The sequence below is a fragment of the Curtobacterium sp. LFS084 genome, assembly GCF_047977705.1.
Taxonomy (GTDB): Bacteria; Actinomycetota; Actinomycetes; order Actinomycetales; family Microbacteriaceae; genus Curtobacterium.
Window position 1 is genome coordinate 61,322 of the sequence record NZ_JBFPFM010000001.1, and the last position, 18,002, is coordinate 79,323.

Sequence of the window (18,002 nt, forward strand, 5' to 3'; positions counted from 1 at the left end):
GTTAGAAGAACCGAACTACATCGGTGTCGTTCCGAGCATCGCCGCCGCCATCACCGCGACGGCGACCCCCATCGCGAGCGTCTCCACCAGGCCGAGCACCGGGGAGCGGTGCCGCACGCCGTCCCGCACCATCCGGGCGGTGAGGACCAGGTGACCGACCGCGAGGCCGGCCAGCACGAGGTGCCAGGTGACCCCGACGACACCGGCGTGCTCGTGCATGCCGGACATCCCGACGCCGGACGCGGCCGGGCCGCCCATCCCCCCGACCCCGAGCGCACCCATCGCGAGCAGGCCGAGCGCGGCGTGCAGTCGCCCGAACCGGCCGTGCGCCGAGGCGTCGCGACCCGCCGGGGCCGACCCGTCCCTCCGCGGCCCCGCCGCATCCGGACCGGTCTGGAACCGGTGCGCGGCCGCCACCGCGACGGCGAGCGCCGCGAGCACCACGAACCAGACGACGCCGGGCAGGACCCGTGGTGCGAACACGCCGTCGAGCATCGCCGCGACCATCACCAGCGCGGCGAGCACGTCGACCGCACGGCCGGGGCGCCAGGCCCCGACCGTGCAGCAGGCCCCGGCGGACGCCGGCACGATGGCGGCGAGCCCGAGCACGTCGGTCACGTCAGTGACCGTGCCCGTGGTCGTTGGTGGCCGCGTCGTGGGCGGCCTCGACCCCGCCGGACGCGTGGTGCGAGCAGTGCGACGCGGCCGTCGCGCCGATCGCCGCCGGCACGTTCAGCGCCGGGTTCCGCGGGAAGAACCCGTACGGCTTCAGCGTGAACTTTGCGTAGTCGACCGGCATCACGGGCCAGTCCTCGGGTCGCGGGAAGTGCGTCGGACCGAAGGTGTGCCACAGCACGATGTCCTCGCCGTCGAGCGACCGGTCGCCCTGGACGTACCGGGCCACTCCGTCGCCGCCGGGGTTCTGGTGCACGAAGTCTCCCGCGGCGAAGCGCTCCGCCGGGTCGTACTGCGTGACGTACAGGTGCTTCCGGGCGAACTCGGCACGGGACGCCACCGAGGACGAGTCGTCGGCGAGCAGCACCGGAGCGTCCTGCGGGTACAGCACGTAGCCGGTGGGACGGTCGAGGTGGTTGCGCTCCTCGGTGTTCGAGATGAACCACGTGCGGGCCTTCGACGCGTCGGCGAGCCGGCCGGACGTCGCCTCGGACGCGATGCGGGTCACGGACTTGGTGAAGGCGTTCCCGTGCTCGTTGCCGGGGCCGACCGGCACGCGGACGGCGTCGACCTCGTCCACGGCGTTCGACAGCCCGTCGACCATCATGTCGAGCCGCGCCGAGAACAGGTGCTGGTGGTACGGGGCACCGAGGCCGGGGGCGACCTCGGAGGCGTACGGGTAGTCCGCGCCGTCGTCGGAGCGTCCGGGGTAGGACGACGTGAAGAGCACACCGGTGAGCTTCGCCTCGCACTCGATCGTGCCGTCGAGGTACAGGTACCAGTAGAACCCGTAGTCGTAGTTGCCCACGGTCGTGAAGAACGAGATCACCAGGCGACGGGAACGACGGACCTCCTGCGAGCCGGTGTAGATGTCACCGTGCTTCCAGAGCGTGCCGAAGTCCTCCTCGTGCATGCAGATGCCGTTCCGGATGGTCTGCGGGTTCCCGAGTTCGTCGGCCAGCACGGCGTCGAAGTACCGGATCTCGCCGACGCAGTCGCAGCCGAGCTCGAGCGAGTTCGTGAAGCGTCCGAACAGGTACTCGCCGGTGTCGAAGTAGTTCTGCCAGAACCGCACCGGGGCCGGGTCGCCGTACGGCACGAGCATCTCGTCGATCGACGCCCGGTACACGATCGGGCGCAGCCGTTCGCCGTCCTGCCACGACAGCTGCCGGAGCACGAGCCCCTCGCGGGCGTCGAAGCCGACCTGGAACCGCCAGTTCGCCCACTCGACGAACTCGCCGTCGACGCGGAACGACGGTCCCTCGGGCTGGGTGATGACGATCGGCTTGAGGTCGAGCGGCTCGCCCTGCATCGCCGGGTCGTCGAAGTTGCCGGAGGTCGTCGGCACGGGCATCTCCGCCACGTCCACGATCCGCGTCACCGTGCGGTTCGCGGCGTCGACGTAGGCCGACAGCCCGTCGACGGGGTGCGCCCACACGTGGTCGGCGGGGTGGTCCTGCTTGAAGGCGAGGACCCGCAGGATGCGTCGGCCGACCTCCTCCGGGTAGTCGTAGTACCCGGCGGACAGCGGGACGCACTTGACCTCGTCGGCGGACAGGCCGCGCTTCGCCAGGGCGGCCACCCAGCGCTCGTCGGCGTTGGCGATCTCACCGACGGCGTCGAACTCCTCGATGAGGACCGGCAGCTGACCCCGGGAGCCGTCGAGGACGTCGGTCCGCAGCACCGCGCCGGTGGTGATCGACACGACACGGTCCGTGGAGCGACCGGTCGCCATGTCGAGCAGCATCACGCGTGCCGTGCGGTCCGGCAGGGGGCCGTCGCCGGCCTGCCATGCGAGGACCTCGTGCTTGGGCGGCTCCTCGAGGCCGACGTACGCGAAGCGGGTGGTGTCGGTCCAGTCCGGCTGCGCCGTGACGAGGTCGCGGACCGCGGTGAACTCGTCGGGGGTCAGGCTGCCGAGCGGGTGCGCGGTGGTGGCTGCGTCGGTGGTCACGGTGGTCGGGTCGGTGATCGTCATGTGCGTGGTGCTCCTTGCGTGGTGCGTCGTGCGTGGGTCGGGTGGGTGCGGCCGGGAGGCGCGGTGGGCGTCCGGCGGGTCAGCTCTCGGTGGCGAGGCGGTCGAGCATCTGCTCGTAGCGGCTCCGACCGCGGCGGCGCAGCACGATCGCCTGCACCACGCCGACGGCGGGGACGACCACGACGAGACCGGTGAGCACGGTGCTCACGACGCCGAAGACGCTCGCCCCGGAGGCGTCGACGTCGCCGACGAGCGTCGGGAAGTTCACCCAGATGAGGACGGCGGAGGCGACGAGCCCGACGAACCCGAGGCTCGGGGCGACGACCGTGTTCCAGACACGGCGGTCGGTCCGCGTGCGGCGGAAGTAGACGATCACGGCGAGGCTCGTCGCGGCCATCAGGATCGCGACCCCGAGGGTGGCGACGCCGGCGAACCAGCTTAACACCTGCAGCACCGGGTCGAGCCCGAGCACCGCGAACAGGACCACGAGCACGGCGGCGGTCACGGTCTGCACGACGCTCGAGGTGTGCGGCGAGGCGTGCTTGTGGTGCACGTCGCCGAGGCGCGCGGGGAGCAGCGAGGCGTTCGCCATCGAGTGCTGGTACCGGGTGATGACGTTGTGGAACGACAGGACGCAGGCGAACATGCTCGTCAGCAGCAGCACGTTGAGCACGGCCTCGCCCGCCGTCCCGATGTACTGCGCCGCGGTGGTGAGGATGAGCGAGCCCGGGTCCTTCGCGGCCTCGGCGAGGACGCCGTCCGGACCCCAGGCCATCACGAGCCCCCAGGAGGCGAGCGTGTAGAACACCCCGATGCCGATGACGGCCGTGTAGGTCGCACGGGGGATGGTCCGCTCCGGGTCCTTCGCCTCGTCGCGGAAGATCGCGGTCGCCTCGAACCCGATGAACGCGGCGATCGCGAACATCAGGCCGACGCCGGGCGACCCGGACGCGATCTGCGTCGGCTCGAACGGTGCGAGGGACAGGCCGTCGGCCCCGCCGCGGAACACGATCGCCGCGACGAGGACGAGCACGATCCCGACCTCGCCGACGAGCAGCACGCCGAGGACCTTGCTCGACAGGTCGATGTGCCGGTAGCCGAGGACCCCGACGAGCGCCACGACGACGAGCGACCAGACGTACCAGGGGACGTCCGGTCCGCCGAGGCCGGACACCGTCACGCCGAGCAGGTACCCGATGTAGCCGTGCACGCTGACCTGGATGGTCGTGTACGTCAGGAGCGCCAGGGTGGCGGCACCCGCGCCCGCCGGCCGGCCGAGCCCGTGTCCGACGAAGGTGAAGAACGCCCCGGGCCGCGGCACGTGCCGGGTCATGGCGGCGAGGCCCACCGAGAACAGCAGCAGGACCACGGCGGAGATGGCGTAGAGCGACGGGAACCCCACGCCGTTGCCGAGGAGCATGCCGAGCGGCGCCGCTCCGCCGACGACGGTGAGCGGTGCGGCCGCCGCGACGACCATGAACACGATCGCGGTGACGCCGAGCGAGCCGCGCATCGTCCGCTTCGGCGCGGGGACGGCTCCGAGTGAGGCGGGGTCCTTCGTGATGCTGGACATCGTGACCTTCCGGTTCGGGTGGGGAGGGTGTGCCGGGGTGGCGTGGGACCACGGTCCCGCGCCGCGGTTGCGGCCTCGTTCCGCCCGCGTGAAACCCGGTCGCGCCCGAATGGGACGCGCCCGCGGCCGGTGTCTCGTTTGCGTGAGACGCGGGCGAAACACCTTCGGCACACCGGGGCAACGCCGCGGTCGTACCGTTGCCGCATGACCGCGCTCGACCGTGCCATCGCCGACCCGCCACGGGTGCCGGGTGTGGGCACACGGTCCCCCGTCGACGGACTCTCCCGGCGCAGCGTCGGCCCGGTCGACGTCCTCGCACAGTCGGTGTCCGCGGTCGCGCCGTCGGCCGCAGCCACCACGATCCCGGTGCTCGTCGCGACCGTCGCCGGGCAGGGTGCCACGTGGTCACTGCTCGCCGCGATGGCCCTGTCGTTCCTCGTCGGCCGCACCGTGAACCAGTTCGTCCGACGCGTCGCCGGCACGGGCTCGCTGTACACCTACGTGTCGCTCGGCCTCGGACCGGTCGCCGGGGTCGTCGCGGGGGCGGCGCTGCTCCTCGGGTACGGGTTCATCGCGATGTTCTCGCTGACCGGCAGCGGCTACTACCTCGACTACCTGCTGTCCCGGTTCGTCCCGGCGGCCGGCGGCAGCGCCCTCGTCACCGTCGTCGTGGTCGTGGCGATGGGCGCGGCCGTGTTCGCGGTCATCGCGCTCGGCGTCCGGGTGTCGACCCGCCTGACCCTGCTCGTCGAGACCCTGTCCGTCGCCGTCATCGTGGTGCTCATCGTGGCGCTGGTCGCCCGACTGCACCCCGTGGACGCCTCGGCGATGGCGCTCGGCCCGACGGCACCCGCGCCGTTCGCGGTCGGCACCGCCCTCGCGGTCACGGCGTTCGTCGGGTTCGAGAGCGCCTCGGTCCTCGGCGTGGAGGCGCGGCGCCCCTTCGCCACGATCCCGCGCGCGATCTCGTGGACGGTCCTCGTCGCCGGGGTGCTCTACCTCGCCAGTGCGGCGGCGCAGCAGCTCGGCTTCGCGGCGATGGGCGCGGACCTCGCCGACAGCGCCTCGCCCGTGAACGAACTCGCGAACGCGTCCGGACTGCAGTGGATCGGCTGGGCCCTCGACCTCGGGATCGCCGCGTCGTTCGCCGCCTGCGCGATCGCGTCCACCACCGCCCTCGTGCGCGTCCTGTTCGCGATGGCACGCGAGGGGGTGCTGCCGCGCGTGCTCGGCCGGGCGTCCCCGCGCTTCCGCACCCCGTTCGTGGCCGGCGTCCTCGCGTGCAGCCTCCTCACGGCGCTGCCGGTGGCCGGACTGGCGAGCGGCATCCCGACCTGGACGCTGATGGAGGCCGAGCTCGTGGTGGCCGCGCTCGGCTACCTCGCCGCCTACGCCCTGACCTGCTTCGCCGCGCCGGCGTTCCTGCGGCGGATCGGTGAGCTGACCACCGGCGTCGCGATCGTGGCGACGGCCACCGGGGTGCTGCTCGCCGCCGTCCTCCTCACCTACCTCGGCATCGAGGCCGCGTCGCCGCACTGGCCCGCGGTCGTCCTCGCCGTCGGGTCCGTAGCCGCCGTCGTCGCGGTGTTCCTCGTGGTGACCCGTCGGCGGCCGTGGCGGCGGGGTCGGAGCCGCGCCGTGTACGACGTGCCGGTCGTGGCGGACCTGCTCCGCGCCTCCCGGCCCACCGACGGACCCGGCCACGGGACGGGGGTGCGATGAGCGAACCCGGTCTGCGCGCACGACAGCCGAAGGCGGTCCAGAACGCCCTCGCGGTGCTCGAGGCCGTCGCGCACGCCGGGCCGGGCATCACCGCGCAGCAGCTCTCCGACGTGCTCGGGATGCCGCGGGCGACCACCTACCGGCTCATCACCCTGCTCGTCGAGGACGAGTACCTCGTGCGGCTGCCCGACCTGCGCGGCTTCGCCCTCGGGCACAAGGTCGCCGAGCTCGCGGGGGTGACGGCACCGGTCGTGCCCCCGCCGCTCCCCCGCGCCGTGCGTGCCGTGCTCGCCGACGTGCGGTCGGCCGTGCGGGCCGGCGTCCACCTCGCCCGCTACGACGCGTCCGGGATCCGCGACCTCGACGTCGACCCGGACTTCCCGCTCCTCGACGAGCGGGCACTGCGGGCGACGCCGGACGCCAGCGCGATGGGGCGGCTGCACGCGACGGGCGGTCGCGGACCCGTCCACCAGACCGGCGCGTTCGCGGCGGGGTTCGGGTGCCTGGCGCTGCCGGTGCTCGGTGAGGACGGGCAGCTCGTCGCGGCGCTGACCCTGTCGGCTCCGGCGGCCCGGATCGAGGCGCCCGGCGCGACGCTCGGGCTGCTGCGGAGCGCGGTCTCGCGGCTCGAACCGCTGCTCGGCTGACCGCCGCAGATCCGCTGCTCCGAGCGGATTCCGAGCGTTCTTTTGGCACTCACCAGGCTCGAGTGCTAGAACATGTCGCAGTTGAGTCGAGGGGACTCAACAGCAGACACGAAGGAGTTGATTCCGATGACGATGAACTTCGATCCGTTCCGCGAGCTGGACCGTCTCGCCGGCTCCCTCCTCGGCACCGCGGGGCCCCGCTCGATGCCGATGGACCTCTACCGCACGGGTGACCACTACGTCCTCGACGTCGACCTGCCGGGCATCGATCCAGGCTCCGTCGACATCGACGTGGACGGGTCCGTCCTGACCATCCGCGCCGAGCGCACCCTCGGCGCTCCCGAGGGCTCGCAGTGGCTCACGCGCGAGCGCCAGCCCGGCACGTACGTCCGGCAGCTGACGCTCGGGGACGGCCTCGACGCCGAGCGCATCACGGCCGGCTACGACAACGGTGTCCTGAGCGTCACGATCCCCGTCAAGGAGTCGGCGAAGCCCCGCAAGATCGCCGTCACCACGGGTGGCGGACGCGAGCAGCTCGCCGTCGGCAGCGGAGAGTAGGAGCGGCGGCAGTGTTCGACCTCGTCAACGCCCTCGCCGCGATCGCCGCCGTGACGATCGCGCTGACGTTCACGAGCCTCGACCGGCGGACGGCCGCCGTGATCGGGGCCGCGGGCAGCACGATCGGTGTGTTCCTCGCGTGGGTCGCCGCCCCGGGGGCCTGGAGCGGCACCCCGGTGGTGCCGTGGATCGCCGCGGTGCTGGGGGCAGCCGGACTCGTCGCCGGGTGGAGTGCCGTCCGCCTGTACGACGGCGTCTTCGCGCCGCCACGCGTGGAACAGCCGGACGACACGGGCGCGGTCTCGACGATCGGTCGGTGACCGCCCACCGGACGGGAGGCGCGGGGCCGGCCGGCACCGCGCCTCCCGTCCGTCCGTCCGTCCGTCCGTCCGTCCGTCCGTCCGTCCGTCCGTCCCGAGCGGATCGTGCGGGCGTAGCGTGACGGCGTGGACCTCGAACTCAAGAACCGTGTCGCGCTCGTCGTCGGAGGGAAGGGGTACATCGGCGCCGCCGTCGCCGATCGTCTCCGGGCCGAGGGGGCGACCGTCGTCGTCGCCTCACGGAGCGCCGGTGACTCCCCCGACAGCGTCGCGATCGACACCGCCGACCAGGCCTCCGTGGACGCCGGCGTGGCCCGCGTGCTCGAACAGCACGGCCGCATCGACGCGCTCGTCGTCACCGCGGCCCCGAGCGCCGGCACGCTCGACCCGGCGAGGAAGTCCGACCCGGAGCAGGTCCTCACCGCGATCGACGGCAAGGCGCTCGGGTTCCTCCGCGTCGCCAACGCCGTGCTCCCCGCCCAGCGCGGAGCAGGGTTCGGTCGTGTCGTGGTCATCAGCGGGCAGAACGCGTACCTGTCGGGCAACATCACGGCGTCGCTGCGGAACACCGCGGTGAGCGTCATCGCGAAGAACCTCGCCGACGAGGCCGCCGGCACCGGGGTCACGGTCAACGTCGTCAATCCGGGAACGGTCACGGACACGCCGAGCGCCGAGGTGCGACCTGGCGCCCCGGGAGAGTCGAGCCCGCAGCAGATCGCGGACCTCGTCGCGTTCCTCGCGTCGCCGCTGTCGGTGGTGTCCGGTGAGTCGATCGCGATCGCCCACCGCCTGCTGGGCCAGATCACCGTCTGACCGATCGCGTCCGCGCGGACCAGACGCCTTCATCCGCGGGGATGAAGGCGTTCACCCTCGCGCCCGATGCCGGACGCCGGACGGTCGGCGAGGCTCGGAGCATGGACACCTCGACCAAGCACACGATCGCCACCCTGATGCTCTGCGCGGCGATCGTCGTCGTGACCGCCGTCGCGCTCCTCGCGATGTCGCCGACCCCGTGACCGGTGGCGGACCGCCCCGTGCGATGATCGTGCCGTGACGGAACGGGGCACGTTCATCCGGCCGCTCGCCACCCGTTCGATCATCGTCGACGTGGCCTGGGCGGCCTTCGCGGCGTTCGTCTTCCTGCTCCCCATCGACCTCGAGCTCGAGCACGCGAGCCTCGCCGCGGTCCTGGCAGCCGCCGCGGCCATCGCCCTCCGCCGTCTCTCGCCGACGGCGGCGATGCTCATGGTCGTCGTGCTCGGCATCGTGCAGGTCGGGGGCGGTGAACGGCCGTCGCTCGTCGACCTCGCCATCTTCGTGGTGATCGGCACCGCGGCCGTGGTCGGCACCCGCACCGAGGTCATCGTGTCCGGCGTGCTCGCGTTCGTGGCCGGCATCGGGGCCACGCTCTACCTCGCCCTGACCGGCTTCCGGTTCCTCGTGCTCATCAACGGGCCGCGCGACCAGGCGTTCCTCGCGATGGCAGCTCCGGTGACGGCGCTCCTCGGCGTGTGGGCCGGCGGCGTCGCCGTGCGGGCCTTCCGGTCGCGCGACCGCGAGTCCGAGCGCCGTGCGGACGCCGAGGCGGCGGCGTCCCGGGCCGAGGCCGTCGCGACCGAGGCCGAGGCCACCGCGACCCGCGCCATCGACGTCGCCGAGTCCGAGCGGATCCGTGCGGACATCGCCCGTGACGTGCACGACGTCGTCGGACACTCCCTCGCGGTGATCATCGCGCAGGCGGACTCGGTGCCGTTCCTCGACGACGAGGCCCGGATCCGCGAGGTCAGCGCCACGATCGCGAGCACCGCCAGGAGCTCCCTCGTCGAGGTCCGACAGGTGCTCGGCCACATCGACGGCTCCGGCGCCGCGACCGACCCCGGTTCGCTCGAGGAGATCGTGCAGGGGATCCGCGAGGCCGGGGTCGACGTCGACCAGGCGGTCCGCGGGCAGCCGGTGGTGCTCGGTCCGACGAGCGGGACGGCCGCGCGCCGGGTGCTGCAGGAGATGCTCACGAACGCCCTGCGGCACGGTGCCCCGGGCATGCCGGTCACCGTGCGGGAGACCTGGCGGTCCGCCGACCTCGTGCTCGAGGTCGAGAACCTGGTCCCGACCGCGAGCACCGGCCCGGCCACCGGCCCGACCGCAGGCACCGTGACCGCTGGCACCGGCCCGGTCGGCACCGGCCCGGTCGTCGTCCCGGTCGGCACCGGCCCGGTCGTCGTCCCGGCCGCGAGCACCCGCGGCTCGGGTCGTGGACTCGCCGGGATGCACACCCGGCTCACCGCACTCGGCGGCTCGTTCGACGCCGCCGTCCTGGACGACGTGTTCGCCGCACGCGCCCGCATCCCGTTCGACGTCCATGGGGGGACCAACCGATGACCGATCCGATCCGCATCCTGCTCACCGACGACCAGGCGCTGTTCCGCGCCGGCCTGCGCGTCGTGCTCGACGCCCAGGACGACATGGTCGTCGTCGGCGAGGCCTCCGACGGAGCCGAGGCGCTGGCGCGGATCCCCGAGCTCCGACCGGACGTGATGCTCCTCGACATGCGGATGTCGGGGACGGACGGGGTCGAGACCGTCCGGCAGCTGTTCTCCGGCGCGGTCGATGGGCCGCTCCCCCGCGTGGTCGTGCTGACGACGTTCGGCCTCGATCCCGCTGCCGCCACGGCGATCCGGCTCGGCGCGAGCGGGTTCCTGCTGAAGGACACCACGCCACCGTTCCTGTTCGCCGCTGTCCGCGCCGTGCACGAGGGGAACTCGGTGATCGCGCCGAACGACCTCTCGCAGCTCTTCGGCGCCGACGTCGAGCGTGCCCCGACACCCCAGCCCGAGGCGTTCCAGTCGCTGACGGACCGCGAGCGGATCGTGTTCGGGTGGGCATCACGGGGGTTGTCGAACGCCGAGATCGCGGCGAAGGAGTTCGTCACGGAGTCCACGGTCAAGACGCAGATCTCGAGCATCCTCGGCAAGCTCGCGCTCCGGGACCGGGTGCAGCTCGTGGTCTACGCACACGACCACGGACTCGCGGGCGCACGCGACGCCTGAGCGGCTCACCTCTCCTCGAGTGCCGCCACCTCGTCGAGGATCGAGGAGATCGCGGCGGGGTCGTGCGCGAACCGGCCGAGGAACAGTCCGCCGATCCGACCCCGGCCGCGGGTGAGGAGGCCCGGTCCGGCGCTGCCGCCGTAGATCACCACGGAGCCGGCGAGCTCCGGCCGGGTCGCCAGGTGCTCCTCGATCCCCGCGAGCACGCCCACGACGTGGTCGTCGGGTGCCGGTGCCGGAGCGCCGATCGCCCACACCGGCTCGTACGCCACGACGAGCGGCCCCGCCAGTCCGTCCGCGATCGCCGTCGAGACAGCCCGGTCGAGCTGCGCGGTCACCTCGGCCACGGTCTCGGCACGGGAGGCGCGGCTCGTCTCCCCGACGCAGACCAGCGGCTGCAGGTGGTTGCGGAAGGCGGCGTGCACCTTCCCCGCGACCTCGTCGTCGGTCTCGTGGAACAGGGAACGCCGCTCGGCGTGGCCGATCTCGACGAGGTCGACCCCGATCTCCCGCAGCTCGGCGCCCGTGACCTCGCCCGTGTACGGACCCGCGTCGGCCCACGACAGGTCCTGCGCCCCGAGCTGGACGGGGGCGTCGGCCTCGTCCAGGATCCGCCGGACCGGCACGAGCGCCGGGAAGGTCGGCACGATGAAGAGCGACGCCGCTCCGGACGTCACCGCGGGGTGCCGCCGGGCGACGTCCGCGACCTCGGCCGCCCACGAGAGCGTCCGGCCGTGCGAGAAGTACGTCTTGAGCGACACCCCGACGGTGATCACGGAGCGACCGCCTTCACGATCAACGCGAACGACACCGCACCCGGGTCCTTCGTCCCCACGGCCTGTTCGGCGTGGGTCCGGGCCCGTCCCTTGCGCGGCACGAGGTCGGCGGTGGCGTCCGCCGCCTCCCGGGCAGCCGCGACCGCGGTCCGCCAGGCGTCACCGGTCGCCGCACCCTCGCGCACCGCCCGGCCGAACGCGTCGTCGAACGGGACGAGCGCGTCGACCATGGTCTTGTCGCCGGGGACGGCGCCGAACGCGAGGACGGCCTCGGCGGCCGCGTGCACGGCGTCCGCGATCGTGGTGGCCGACGGACGCGAGGTGTCGCCGAGGACGCGACCCAGCGCCTCCAGGGCCGCACCCCAGATCGCTCCGGAGGTGCCACCGGCCTTGTCCGACCAGGCGTCGGCGGCGATCGCGAGCAGTCCGCCGGCGCCGACCTCGCGCTCGAGCGCTGCTCGCGCGGCGGCGTCCGCGGCGTGCACGCCGCGCTGCATGCCGATGCCGTGGTCGCCGTCGCCGGCCACGGCGTCCATCGCGCCCAGGTCGTCGGCGTGCTCGTCGACGACCGCCCGCGCCGCAGCGATGGCCGTCGCGATGCGTTCCGCGACCGCGTGGGACTCGGGCGACCCGGTGCCGACGACGATCCCCTCGTCGGCCTCGAGCGCCGAATCCGGCAGCCGCTCCGCGGCGACGGCGCCGCCCTTGCGGTAGGCCGGGGCGTCGGTGGGTGCGGCCCAGAGCTCCTCGAGCTCGTCGTCCAGCCAGAACAGCGTCAGCGAGACACCGGCCATGTCGAAGCTCGTCACCAGCTCCCCGACCTCGGGCTCGACGATGACGATGCCGGCCTCCGCGAGGCGCCGCTGCACCGATCGGTAGACGACGAAGAGCTCCTCGTACTTGACGGAACCGAGGCCGTTCAGGACCGGGACGACCCGCGCACCCTCGGGCGACAGCCCGGAGGGTGGCTCTTCGAGCAGCCGGTCGACCAGGAGCGACGCGAGGCCGTCGGCCGTGGGCACGTCGGTCTCGTCGATGCCGCGTTCGCCGTGGATGCCCATCCCGATCGCCATGCGACCTTCCGGCACGGTGAACAGGGGTTCGTCGGCGCCAGGGAGCGAGCAGCCGGAGAACGCGACGCCGAAGCTGCGGGTGCGGTCGTTCGCCCGCTCCGCGATGGCGGTGACGGCATCGAGGTCGTCGCCGCGCTCGGCGGCGGCTCCCGCGACCTTGAACACGCAGAGGTCCCCCGCGATCCCACGACGCTCGTGCGCACGATCGGCGGGCGCACTCACCACGTCGTCGGTCACCCGCACCGTGCGCACCGGGATCCCCTCGGCCTCGAGGGTGCGCGCGGCGGCGTCGAAGTTGAGGACGTCGCCGGCGTAGTTGCCGTACGACAGCAGCACCCCACCACCGTGCTCGGCAGCGCGGGCGACACCGGCCACCTGCTGGGCGCTCGGGCTGGCGAACAGGTTCCCCATCGCGGCACCGGCTGCCAGGCCCGGCCCGACGAGTCCGCCGAACGCCGGGTAGTGCCCGGACCCGCCACCGATCACGACGGCGACCGTGCCGGCGGGGCTCGTGGTCGCGCGGGCAACCCCACCGTGCACCTTCCGCACCCATCGCTCGTTCGCGGCCACGAAGCCGTCGGTGGCCTCGTCGGCGAAGTCCGCTGGATCGTTGAACAGTCTGGTCACGCGCTCGTCTCCTTCGACGTCGTGGTGCGGACGTGCGAGGTGTCGAGCAGGTCATCCGCCTTCGCCCCCCGGAAGAACTTCGTGCAGAAGATCATCACGGCCGCGACGAAGGCCAGGACCCCGAGCGACACGATGCCGAACGCACCGCTGTCGGTCGGCACCACGTCGTTGATCGCGGTGCGCATGATCGGTGCCACGAACCCGCCGAGGTTGCCGAGCGAGTTGATGAGCCCGATGCCCGCGGCGGCGGCCGCACCGGTCAGGAAGGCCGTCGGGTACGCCCAGGTGATCGGCCCCACCGCGAGGAAGCTCGCGACCGCCAGCGTGATGAACAGGATGCCCAGGACCGGTTGGCCGTTCGCACCGGCCCACGCCGACCCGAGGATCGACAGTCCGGTCGTGACGTAGAACCACGTCCCCCAGCGGCGACGACGTCCGACGGTGTCCGCCTTCGAGCCGACGAGGTAGCAGGCGACGAGCCCGACGAGCCACGGGATCGCGGCGACGAGACCGACCTGCCAGCCGACGTCCTGGCCGAGCAGCGAGGACACCTGCTGCGGCAGGTAGAACGTCGTGCCGTACACGGCGACCTGCAGGCAGAAGTAGATGATCGTGAAGTACCAGACGCGGCCGCTCGCCATCGCCTTCCAGATGCCGGTCGGGCCGTCTTCGCTGCGGGCGGTGTCCTCGCGTGCCATCGCCGCGGTGAGCGACGCCTTCTGCCCGTCGTCGAGCCACCTCGCCTGCTGCGGGCTGTTCGTCAGGAACACCAGCGCAGCGATGCCCGCGAGGACCGCGAGCAGTCCCTCGCCCGCGAACATCACCTGCCAGCCGTGGAACGGGGTGGCCTGGTCGCCGAAGCTGATCAAGCCGCCGGAGAGCGGGGCGCCGATCATCTGCGAGAACGGCTGCGCCAGGTAGAAGATCGCGAACATCCGCACGCGGACCTTGTTCGGGAACCACTCGGACAGGTACATGATGACGCCCGGGAACAGGCCGGCCTCGGTCACGCCGAGGATGAACCGCAGGACGATGAACATCGTGTCGTTCGTCGTGAACGAGAACAGTGCGGCGACGATGCCCCACGTGATCGCGATGCGGGCGAGCCAGAACCGTGCGCCGAACCGCTTGAGCAGCAGGTTGGACGGGATCTCGAAGATCGCGTAGCCGATGAAGAAGATGCCCGCACCGAGTGCGAACGCGGCGTCGGAGATGCCGCGGTCGACGCTGAGCGCCTCCTCGGCGAACCCGACGTTGGTGCGGTCGAGGAAGGCGACGAAGTACAGGATGACGAGCATCGGCATGAGGTGCTTCGTCGCCTTGCCGATCGCCGACTTCAGGGCGGGGTCGTTCGTCGACCCGAGCGCGGGGGCAGGGGGAAGGGACACGGGTTCGCTCCTTTGCGAGCACGGTGCGGTTTCGGTGCGTCCGACGGACGGTCGGCCTGTCGGCCTGTCGGCCGGACGGGAGGCACGGATCGCGTCGCGCGGACGGCGCGCGATGAGCTCGACACCGGGGATGAACGGCGCCGGGTTCGAGAAGTGCACGCCGAGGAAGCGCTCGGGGCCGGTGACCGCCTCGGCGAGGGACTCGATGAGGATGGTCGACGTGTTCGACCCGATGACGGCGTCGGGACGGGCGGCGGCGCTGATGCGGCGGAGCGTCGCGTGCTTGATCTCGAGCTTCTCGGGGACGGCCTCCTCGATGAAGTCGGCCGTGGCGACCGCTTCCTCGATCGAGTCCGCGGCGCTGAGGTGAGCGTCGACGCGCGCCACGGCGTCGGCGGGGAACAGGCCGTCCGCGACGAACTGCTCCGTCTCGGTGATGAGCCGTTCCCGGTTGGACGCGGCGATCTCGGCGGAGACGTCCGCGATCCGGACGGTGTGGCCGGCGAGGGCGAGGACCTGGGCGATCCCGCCGCCCATGTAACCGGATCCGACGACGGCGATGTCGAGGGTGCTCATCGGGTGACTCCTTGCTTCGTCGCCCCGACCACCGAGGTGGCGAGGACGGAACGGATGTACTGCTGGTTGGTGGCACAGACGCCGAGGCTGTCCCCGCCGTACTGCTCCGTCATGACGATCCCGCGGAACCCGTCGGCGACGGCGTCGCGGAGGACCTGGCGGTAGTTGATGAGCCCGGCCTCCATGGTGCTCGGCGCACTCGTCGCCCAGCTGCCGTCTCCGGCTTCGTCCCGCGTGTAGTTCTTCACGTGCAGGTAGTTCGTGAACGGCAGCGTCTTCGCGAAGAGCTCGCGCCAGTCCTCCACCGGGCGGTGCAGCCGGATGAGGTTCGCGACGTCGGCGTTCAGCCCGACGGTGTCGAGGCCGATCTCCTCGATCAGGCGCACGGCGCTGTCCGCAGTCCCGAGGTAGGTGTCCTCGTAGAGCTCCAGGGCCATCGGCAGCCCGACGCTCGCGGCGTGCTCGCCGAGCTCGCGGAGGCGCGACACCGCGGCGGCACGGACCTCGGGGTCGTCCGGGTCCTTCGGTCCCTGGGCAGTCCAGAACCAGAGGGCCTTCCGCTGCGCCTCGTTGAACGGCTGGTGCAGCCCGGTCGAGAACACCTGCATGCCCCACTCCGCCGCCGCGTCGATCGTGCGGTGGGCGTAGGCGAGGTTGTCCTCCTCGTGCCCGGGCTGGACGATGCTCCTGCGCTGCAGGTGCACCGACGGGATGCCGACACCGTGCGCCTTCGCGATCGCGAACAGCTCGTCGCGCCGGGACCGCTCGAGGTCGGCGGGTCGGATGTGGCTGTCCGCCATCTCGGCGAGCGAGAACCCGACCGCCTCGATCTGGGAGAAGACGTCGTCCCACACCTCGGGGTCCGCATCGTGGAAGGCGACCCCGTCACGGGTCACCGGCGGGAACCCGTGCAGACACGTCGCGATCGGCCAGGTGTCGGCCGTCCAGGTGGTGGCGTCCCAGTCTTGGGTGACCCAGTCCTGCGGTGTGCTCACGGGATGCTCCTTCGCATGTCGGGCTCGTCATCGAACCTCTTTCCTATAGGAAAGATACTCCGACGCGGCGAATCCGCAACCGATCCGACCAAACCCCCTGTCCGGGGGGCTCCGAAGGAGCCCGGACGTGGAGGATCAGGACGCCCGTCCCGTTGACCCGAACCTCGGGACGGGCGTCCACGCACGCCCGGTCGGTGCCGTGGACAGCGACCACCGCGCCGATGCGGCACCGACGTCAGGCGGTGTGCGACGCGTCCGCTCGCGACCGGAGCCGCACGGCGTCGATGTGGTGCCGCATCGCCGCGACGGCCGAAGCCGGGTCATCGGCCAACGCCTCCAGGATGTCCCGGTGTTCCTGGACGGCACGTTCGGTGTCGTCGCCGCCGCCCTCGACGATCTGCCGCATCCGGTGCACACGCGTCGTGATGATCTCGGACATCTCCTCGAGGAACGGGTTCCGCGTCGCGTCGAACACGAGCTGGTGGAACTGCCAGTCGGCCCGGAAGAAACGGGCCATCAGCTCCTCGGACGCCGCACCGACCCCGACGCCGGCGATCTCCCGGGCGACGGCCGCCTGCTCCTCGAGCGCCGCGGCCAGCCGTGTCCGCAGGGCCGGGACGTCGCCCCGCGCCGCCAGTTCGACGGCACCGGACTCCACGATGAGCCGAGCGTCGAACAACGCCTCGAGCTGGTCCCCCGCGAGCGGCGGTGACACCCGGTAGCCCTTGTTGGCCTCGCGCGTGACGAGTCCGGTGCGCTCGAGCTGCACGAGCGCCTCGCGCACCGGCGTCGGCGAGACGCCGAGGGACCGGGCCAGCCCGTCGATCGACAGGCGCATGCCCGGCTCGACGTCGTGACCCATCAGCACCTCGAGCACCCGGTCGTAGACACGGTCGCGCAGCCCGAGCTGCGTGATGCGCTCGGTCCCGAAGCCCGGCATCGTGGTCGACATGCGTCGATCCTAGAGAATCCAGGATCACGACCACTCCGAACCGGTCGCGGTCAGTAGAGCGCGTCGATGCCGATCAGGTCGCCGAGACCGAGGGTCCGCTGGCCGGTCTCGCACGTCGTCGACGCCGGCTTCATGACGAGCCCGCTCGACGACGCCGTGTGCCCGAGGCCCCAGGCGTGCCCCCACTCGTGCGTGGCGACCCCGCGCAGGTCGAAGCGCGAGCCGGAGCACGTCGTGGTGGCGGACCAGGCCACCGACGTCGAGTACCGCTGGTCGGCCTCGACCGCGACGCCCCCGCGGGACCAGACGCAGGTCACCGCGAGCGTCCCCGCGCGGAGCGACCCCCACCCGACCATGTTCGCGCCGTCGGACGTGCCGCAACCGCCGGTCGCGGTGATGCCCATCGCGACCTTGCGGCTGCCGGTGTACGTGTCGTCCGCGGTCGAACGGACCGTCCGTCCGCAGGCCGTGGTCGTGCCGGTCCAGGCGTCCGCACCGGCACCGATCGCCGCGGCGCCCGACACCTTCTGGTTGTTCGGGTTGTACCCCCACTCGACGGGTCCGGTCCAGCGGAACCCGAGCTTGGCGTACGCCGTCGACGAGCAGCTGGACGCCCCGCTCGCGGCCGCCGTGGACGACGCCGCGCCACCGGCGGTCCGGAGCGCGGAGCCGCCGGGGAGCGTGCGGTGGGCGAGGGCGGCCCGCTCCTGTCGGATCGCGGCCGGCGACCCGGACCAGTCGTCGTGCACGAGGACCGCGACGCCCGAACGGCCGGTGTTCGTGACCGACACGTCGCCGTCGTCCGCGGTGCCGGACGCACCGACCGGCATCGCGGACACGGTCGTCCCGACGGGCGGCACCCGGAACTGCCGGCCGTCCGGCAACACGACCGTGCCGTCCGACACGACGCAGCCCGTCGACAGCGCCGAGACGCTGATGCGGTCCCCGCGGCAGGCCGGTGCCGCGCCGGCTCCGGGCACGCCGACGGACGTGGTGACGACCGCGGCGAGCGCGATCCCGAGCACGACCGCCCCTGCGGTCACGGTGGACATCCGCACGTTCTCGACCCTCCTGGTCCCCGGTCCCCGGCAGCCC

General features: G+C 72.5%; 16 protein-coding genes and 1 pseudogene. 7 read left to right on the forward strand and 10 right to left on the reverse strand.

The features are described from left to right. Positions 1 to 15: 15 nt before the first annotated feature. The 3 genes from ACNQOV_RS00320 to ACNQOV_RS00330 all read right to left on the reverse strand — a co-directional run bounded on the left by ACNQOV_RS00320 (position 16) and on the right by ACNQOV_RS00330 (position 4,226). The gene (locus tag ACNQOV_RS00320; RefSeq protein WP_022906859.1) at positions 16 to 618 is read right to left on the reverse strand and encodes a hypothetical protein; all 603 of its coding nucleotides are present in this window, start codon (positions 616 to 618) and stop codon (positions 16 to 18) included. A 1-nt stretch (position 619) separates the two neighbouring features. Beyond that, entirely contained in the window at positions 620 to 2,653 is a 2,034-nt protein-coding gene (locus tag ACNQOV_RS00325; protein WP_416392899.1) for a primary-amine oxidase, read from the reverse strand. Between the two features lie 79 nt (positions 2,654 to 2,732). Further along, on the reverse strand, positions 2,733 to 4,226 hold the full coding sequence (locus ACNQOV_RS00330) for an APC family permease (RefSeq protein WP_416392900.1): 1,494 nt from the start codon (positions 4,224 to 4,226) through the stop codon (positions 2,733 to 2,735). A gap of 204 nt (positions 4,227 to 4,430) precedes the next feature. Between ACNQOV_RS00330 and ACNQOV_RS00335 the strand changes: the two genes are divergently transcribed. From ACNQOV_RS00335 to ACNQOV_RS00365, 7 genes are all read left to right on the forward strand, one after another. Beyond that, positions 4,431 to 5,948 (forward strand): APC family permease, encoded by a 1,518-nt coding sequence (locus ACNQOV_RS00335; protein ID WP_416392901.1) that lies wholly within the window; start codon positions 4,431 to 4,433, stop codon positions 5,946 to 5,948. Beyond that, positions 5,945 to 6,595: a helix-turn-helix domain-containing protein gene (locus ACNQOV_RS00340; RefSeq protein ID WP_022906855.1), complete on the forward strand. Its 651-nt coding sequence runs from the start codon at positions 5,945 to 5,947 to the stop codon at positions 6,593 to 6,595. The genes ACNQOV_RS00335 and ACNQOV_RS00340 overlap by 4 nt, the downstream gene beginning before the upstream one ends. Positions 6,596 to 6,721: 126 nt before the next feature. Beyond that, entirely contained in the window at positions 6,722 to 7,153 is a 432-nt protein-coding gene (locus tag ACNQOV_RS00345) for an Hsp20/alpha crystallin family protein (RefSeq protein WP_071294275.1), read from the forward strand. 11 nt (positions 7,154 to 7,164) lie between these two features. Next, the gene (locus tag ACNQOV_RS00350) at positions 7,165 to 7,473 is read left to right on the forward strand and encodes a hypothetical protein (protein WP_416392902.1); all 309 of its coding nucleotides are present in this window, start codon (positions 7,165 to 7,167) and stop codon (positions 7,471 to 7,473) included. A gap of 126 nt (positions 7,474 to 7,599) precedes the next feature. Further along, positions 7,600 to 8,286: an SDR family NAD(P)-dependent oxidoreductase gene (locus ACNQOV_RS00355; RefSeq protein ID WP_416392903.1), complete on the forward strand. Its 687-nt coding sequence runs from the start codon at positions 7,600 to 7,602 to the stop codon at positions 8,284 to 8,286. Between the two features lie 237 nt (positions 8,287 to 8,523). Beyond that, entirely contained in the window at positions 8,524 to 9,852 is a 1,329-nt protein-coding gene (locus ACNQOV_RS00360) for a sensor histidine kinase (protein WP_402265905.1), read from the forward strand. Next, complete coding sequence (locus ACNQOV_RS00365) at positions 9,849 to 10,520, forward strand: response regulator (RefSeq protein WP_022906848.1); 672 nt, start codon at positions 9,849 to 9,851, stop codon at positions 10,518 to 10,520. Before ACNQOV_RS00360 ends, ACNQOV_RS00365 begins: the two co-directional genes overlap by 4 nt. Positions 10,521 to 10,525: 5 nt before the next feature. Here ACNQOV_RS00365 and ACNQOV_RS00370 read toward each other — a convergent pair whose 3' ends face one another. The 7 genes and pseudogenes from ACNQOV_RS00370 to ACNQOV_RS00400 form a co-directional block, all read right to left on the reverse strand. After that, on the reverse strand, positions 10,526 to 11,296 hold the full coding sequence (locus ACNQOV_RS00370) for a triose-phosphate isomerase family protein (RefSeq protein ID WP_416392904.1): 771 nt from the start codon (positions 11,294 to 11,296) through the stop codon (positions 10,526 to 10,528). Beyond that, the gene (locus tag ACNQOV_RS00375) at positions 11,293 to 12,996 is read right to left on the reverse strand and encodes a dihydroxyacetone kinase family protein (protein WP_416392905.1); all 1,704 of its coding nucleotides are present in this window, start codon (positions 12,994 to 12,996) and stop codon (positions 11,293 to 11,295) included. Before ACNQOV_RS00375 ends, ACNQOV_RS00370 begins: the two co-directional genes overlap by 4 nt. Continuing rightward, a complete protein-coding gene (locus ACNQOV_RS00380; RefSeq protein ID WP_416393037.1) occupies positions 12,993 to 14,384 on the reverse strand; it encodes an MFS transporter in 1,392 nt (463 codons plus the stop codon). The genes ACNQOV_RS00375 and ACNQOV_RS00380 overlap by 4 nt, the downstream gene beginning before the upstream one ends. A 107-nt stretch (positions 14,385 to 14,491) precedes the next feature. Then, positions 14,492 to 14,960 (reverse strand): annotated as a pseudogene (locus ACNQOV_RS00385) (3-hydroxyacyl-CoA dehydrogenase family protein); the annotation flags it as partial. Next, positions 14,957 to 15,955 (reverse strand): sugar phosphate isomerase/epimerase family protein, encoded by a 999-nt coding sequence (locus ACNQOV_RS00390; protein WP_416392906.1) that lies wholly within the window; start codon positions 15,953 to 15,955, stop codon positions 14,957 to 14,959. The pseudogene ACNQOV_RS00385 and the gene ACNQOV_RS00390, both read right to left, overlap by 4 nt. Positions 15,956 to 16,190: 235 nt before the next feature. Continuing rightward, a complete protein-coding gene (locus ACNQOV_RS00395) occupies positions 16,191 to 16,907 on the reverse strand; it encodes a GntR family transcriptional regulator (protein WP_416392907.1) in 717 nt (238 codons plus the stop codon). A gap of 50 nt (positions 16,908 to 16,957) precedes the next feature. After that, positions 16,958 to 17,959 carry a matrixin family metalloprotease gene (locus ACNQOV_RS00400; protein WP_416392908.1) on the reverse strand — a complete coding sequence of 334 codons (1,002 nt, stop codon included), beginning with the start codon at positions 17,957 to 17,959 and terminating at the stop codon, positions 16,958 to 16,960. Positions 17,960 to 18,002: the final 43 nt, after the last annotated feature.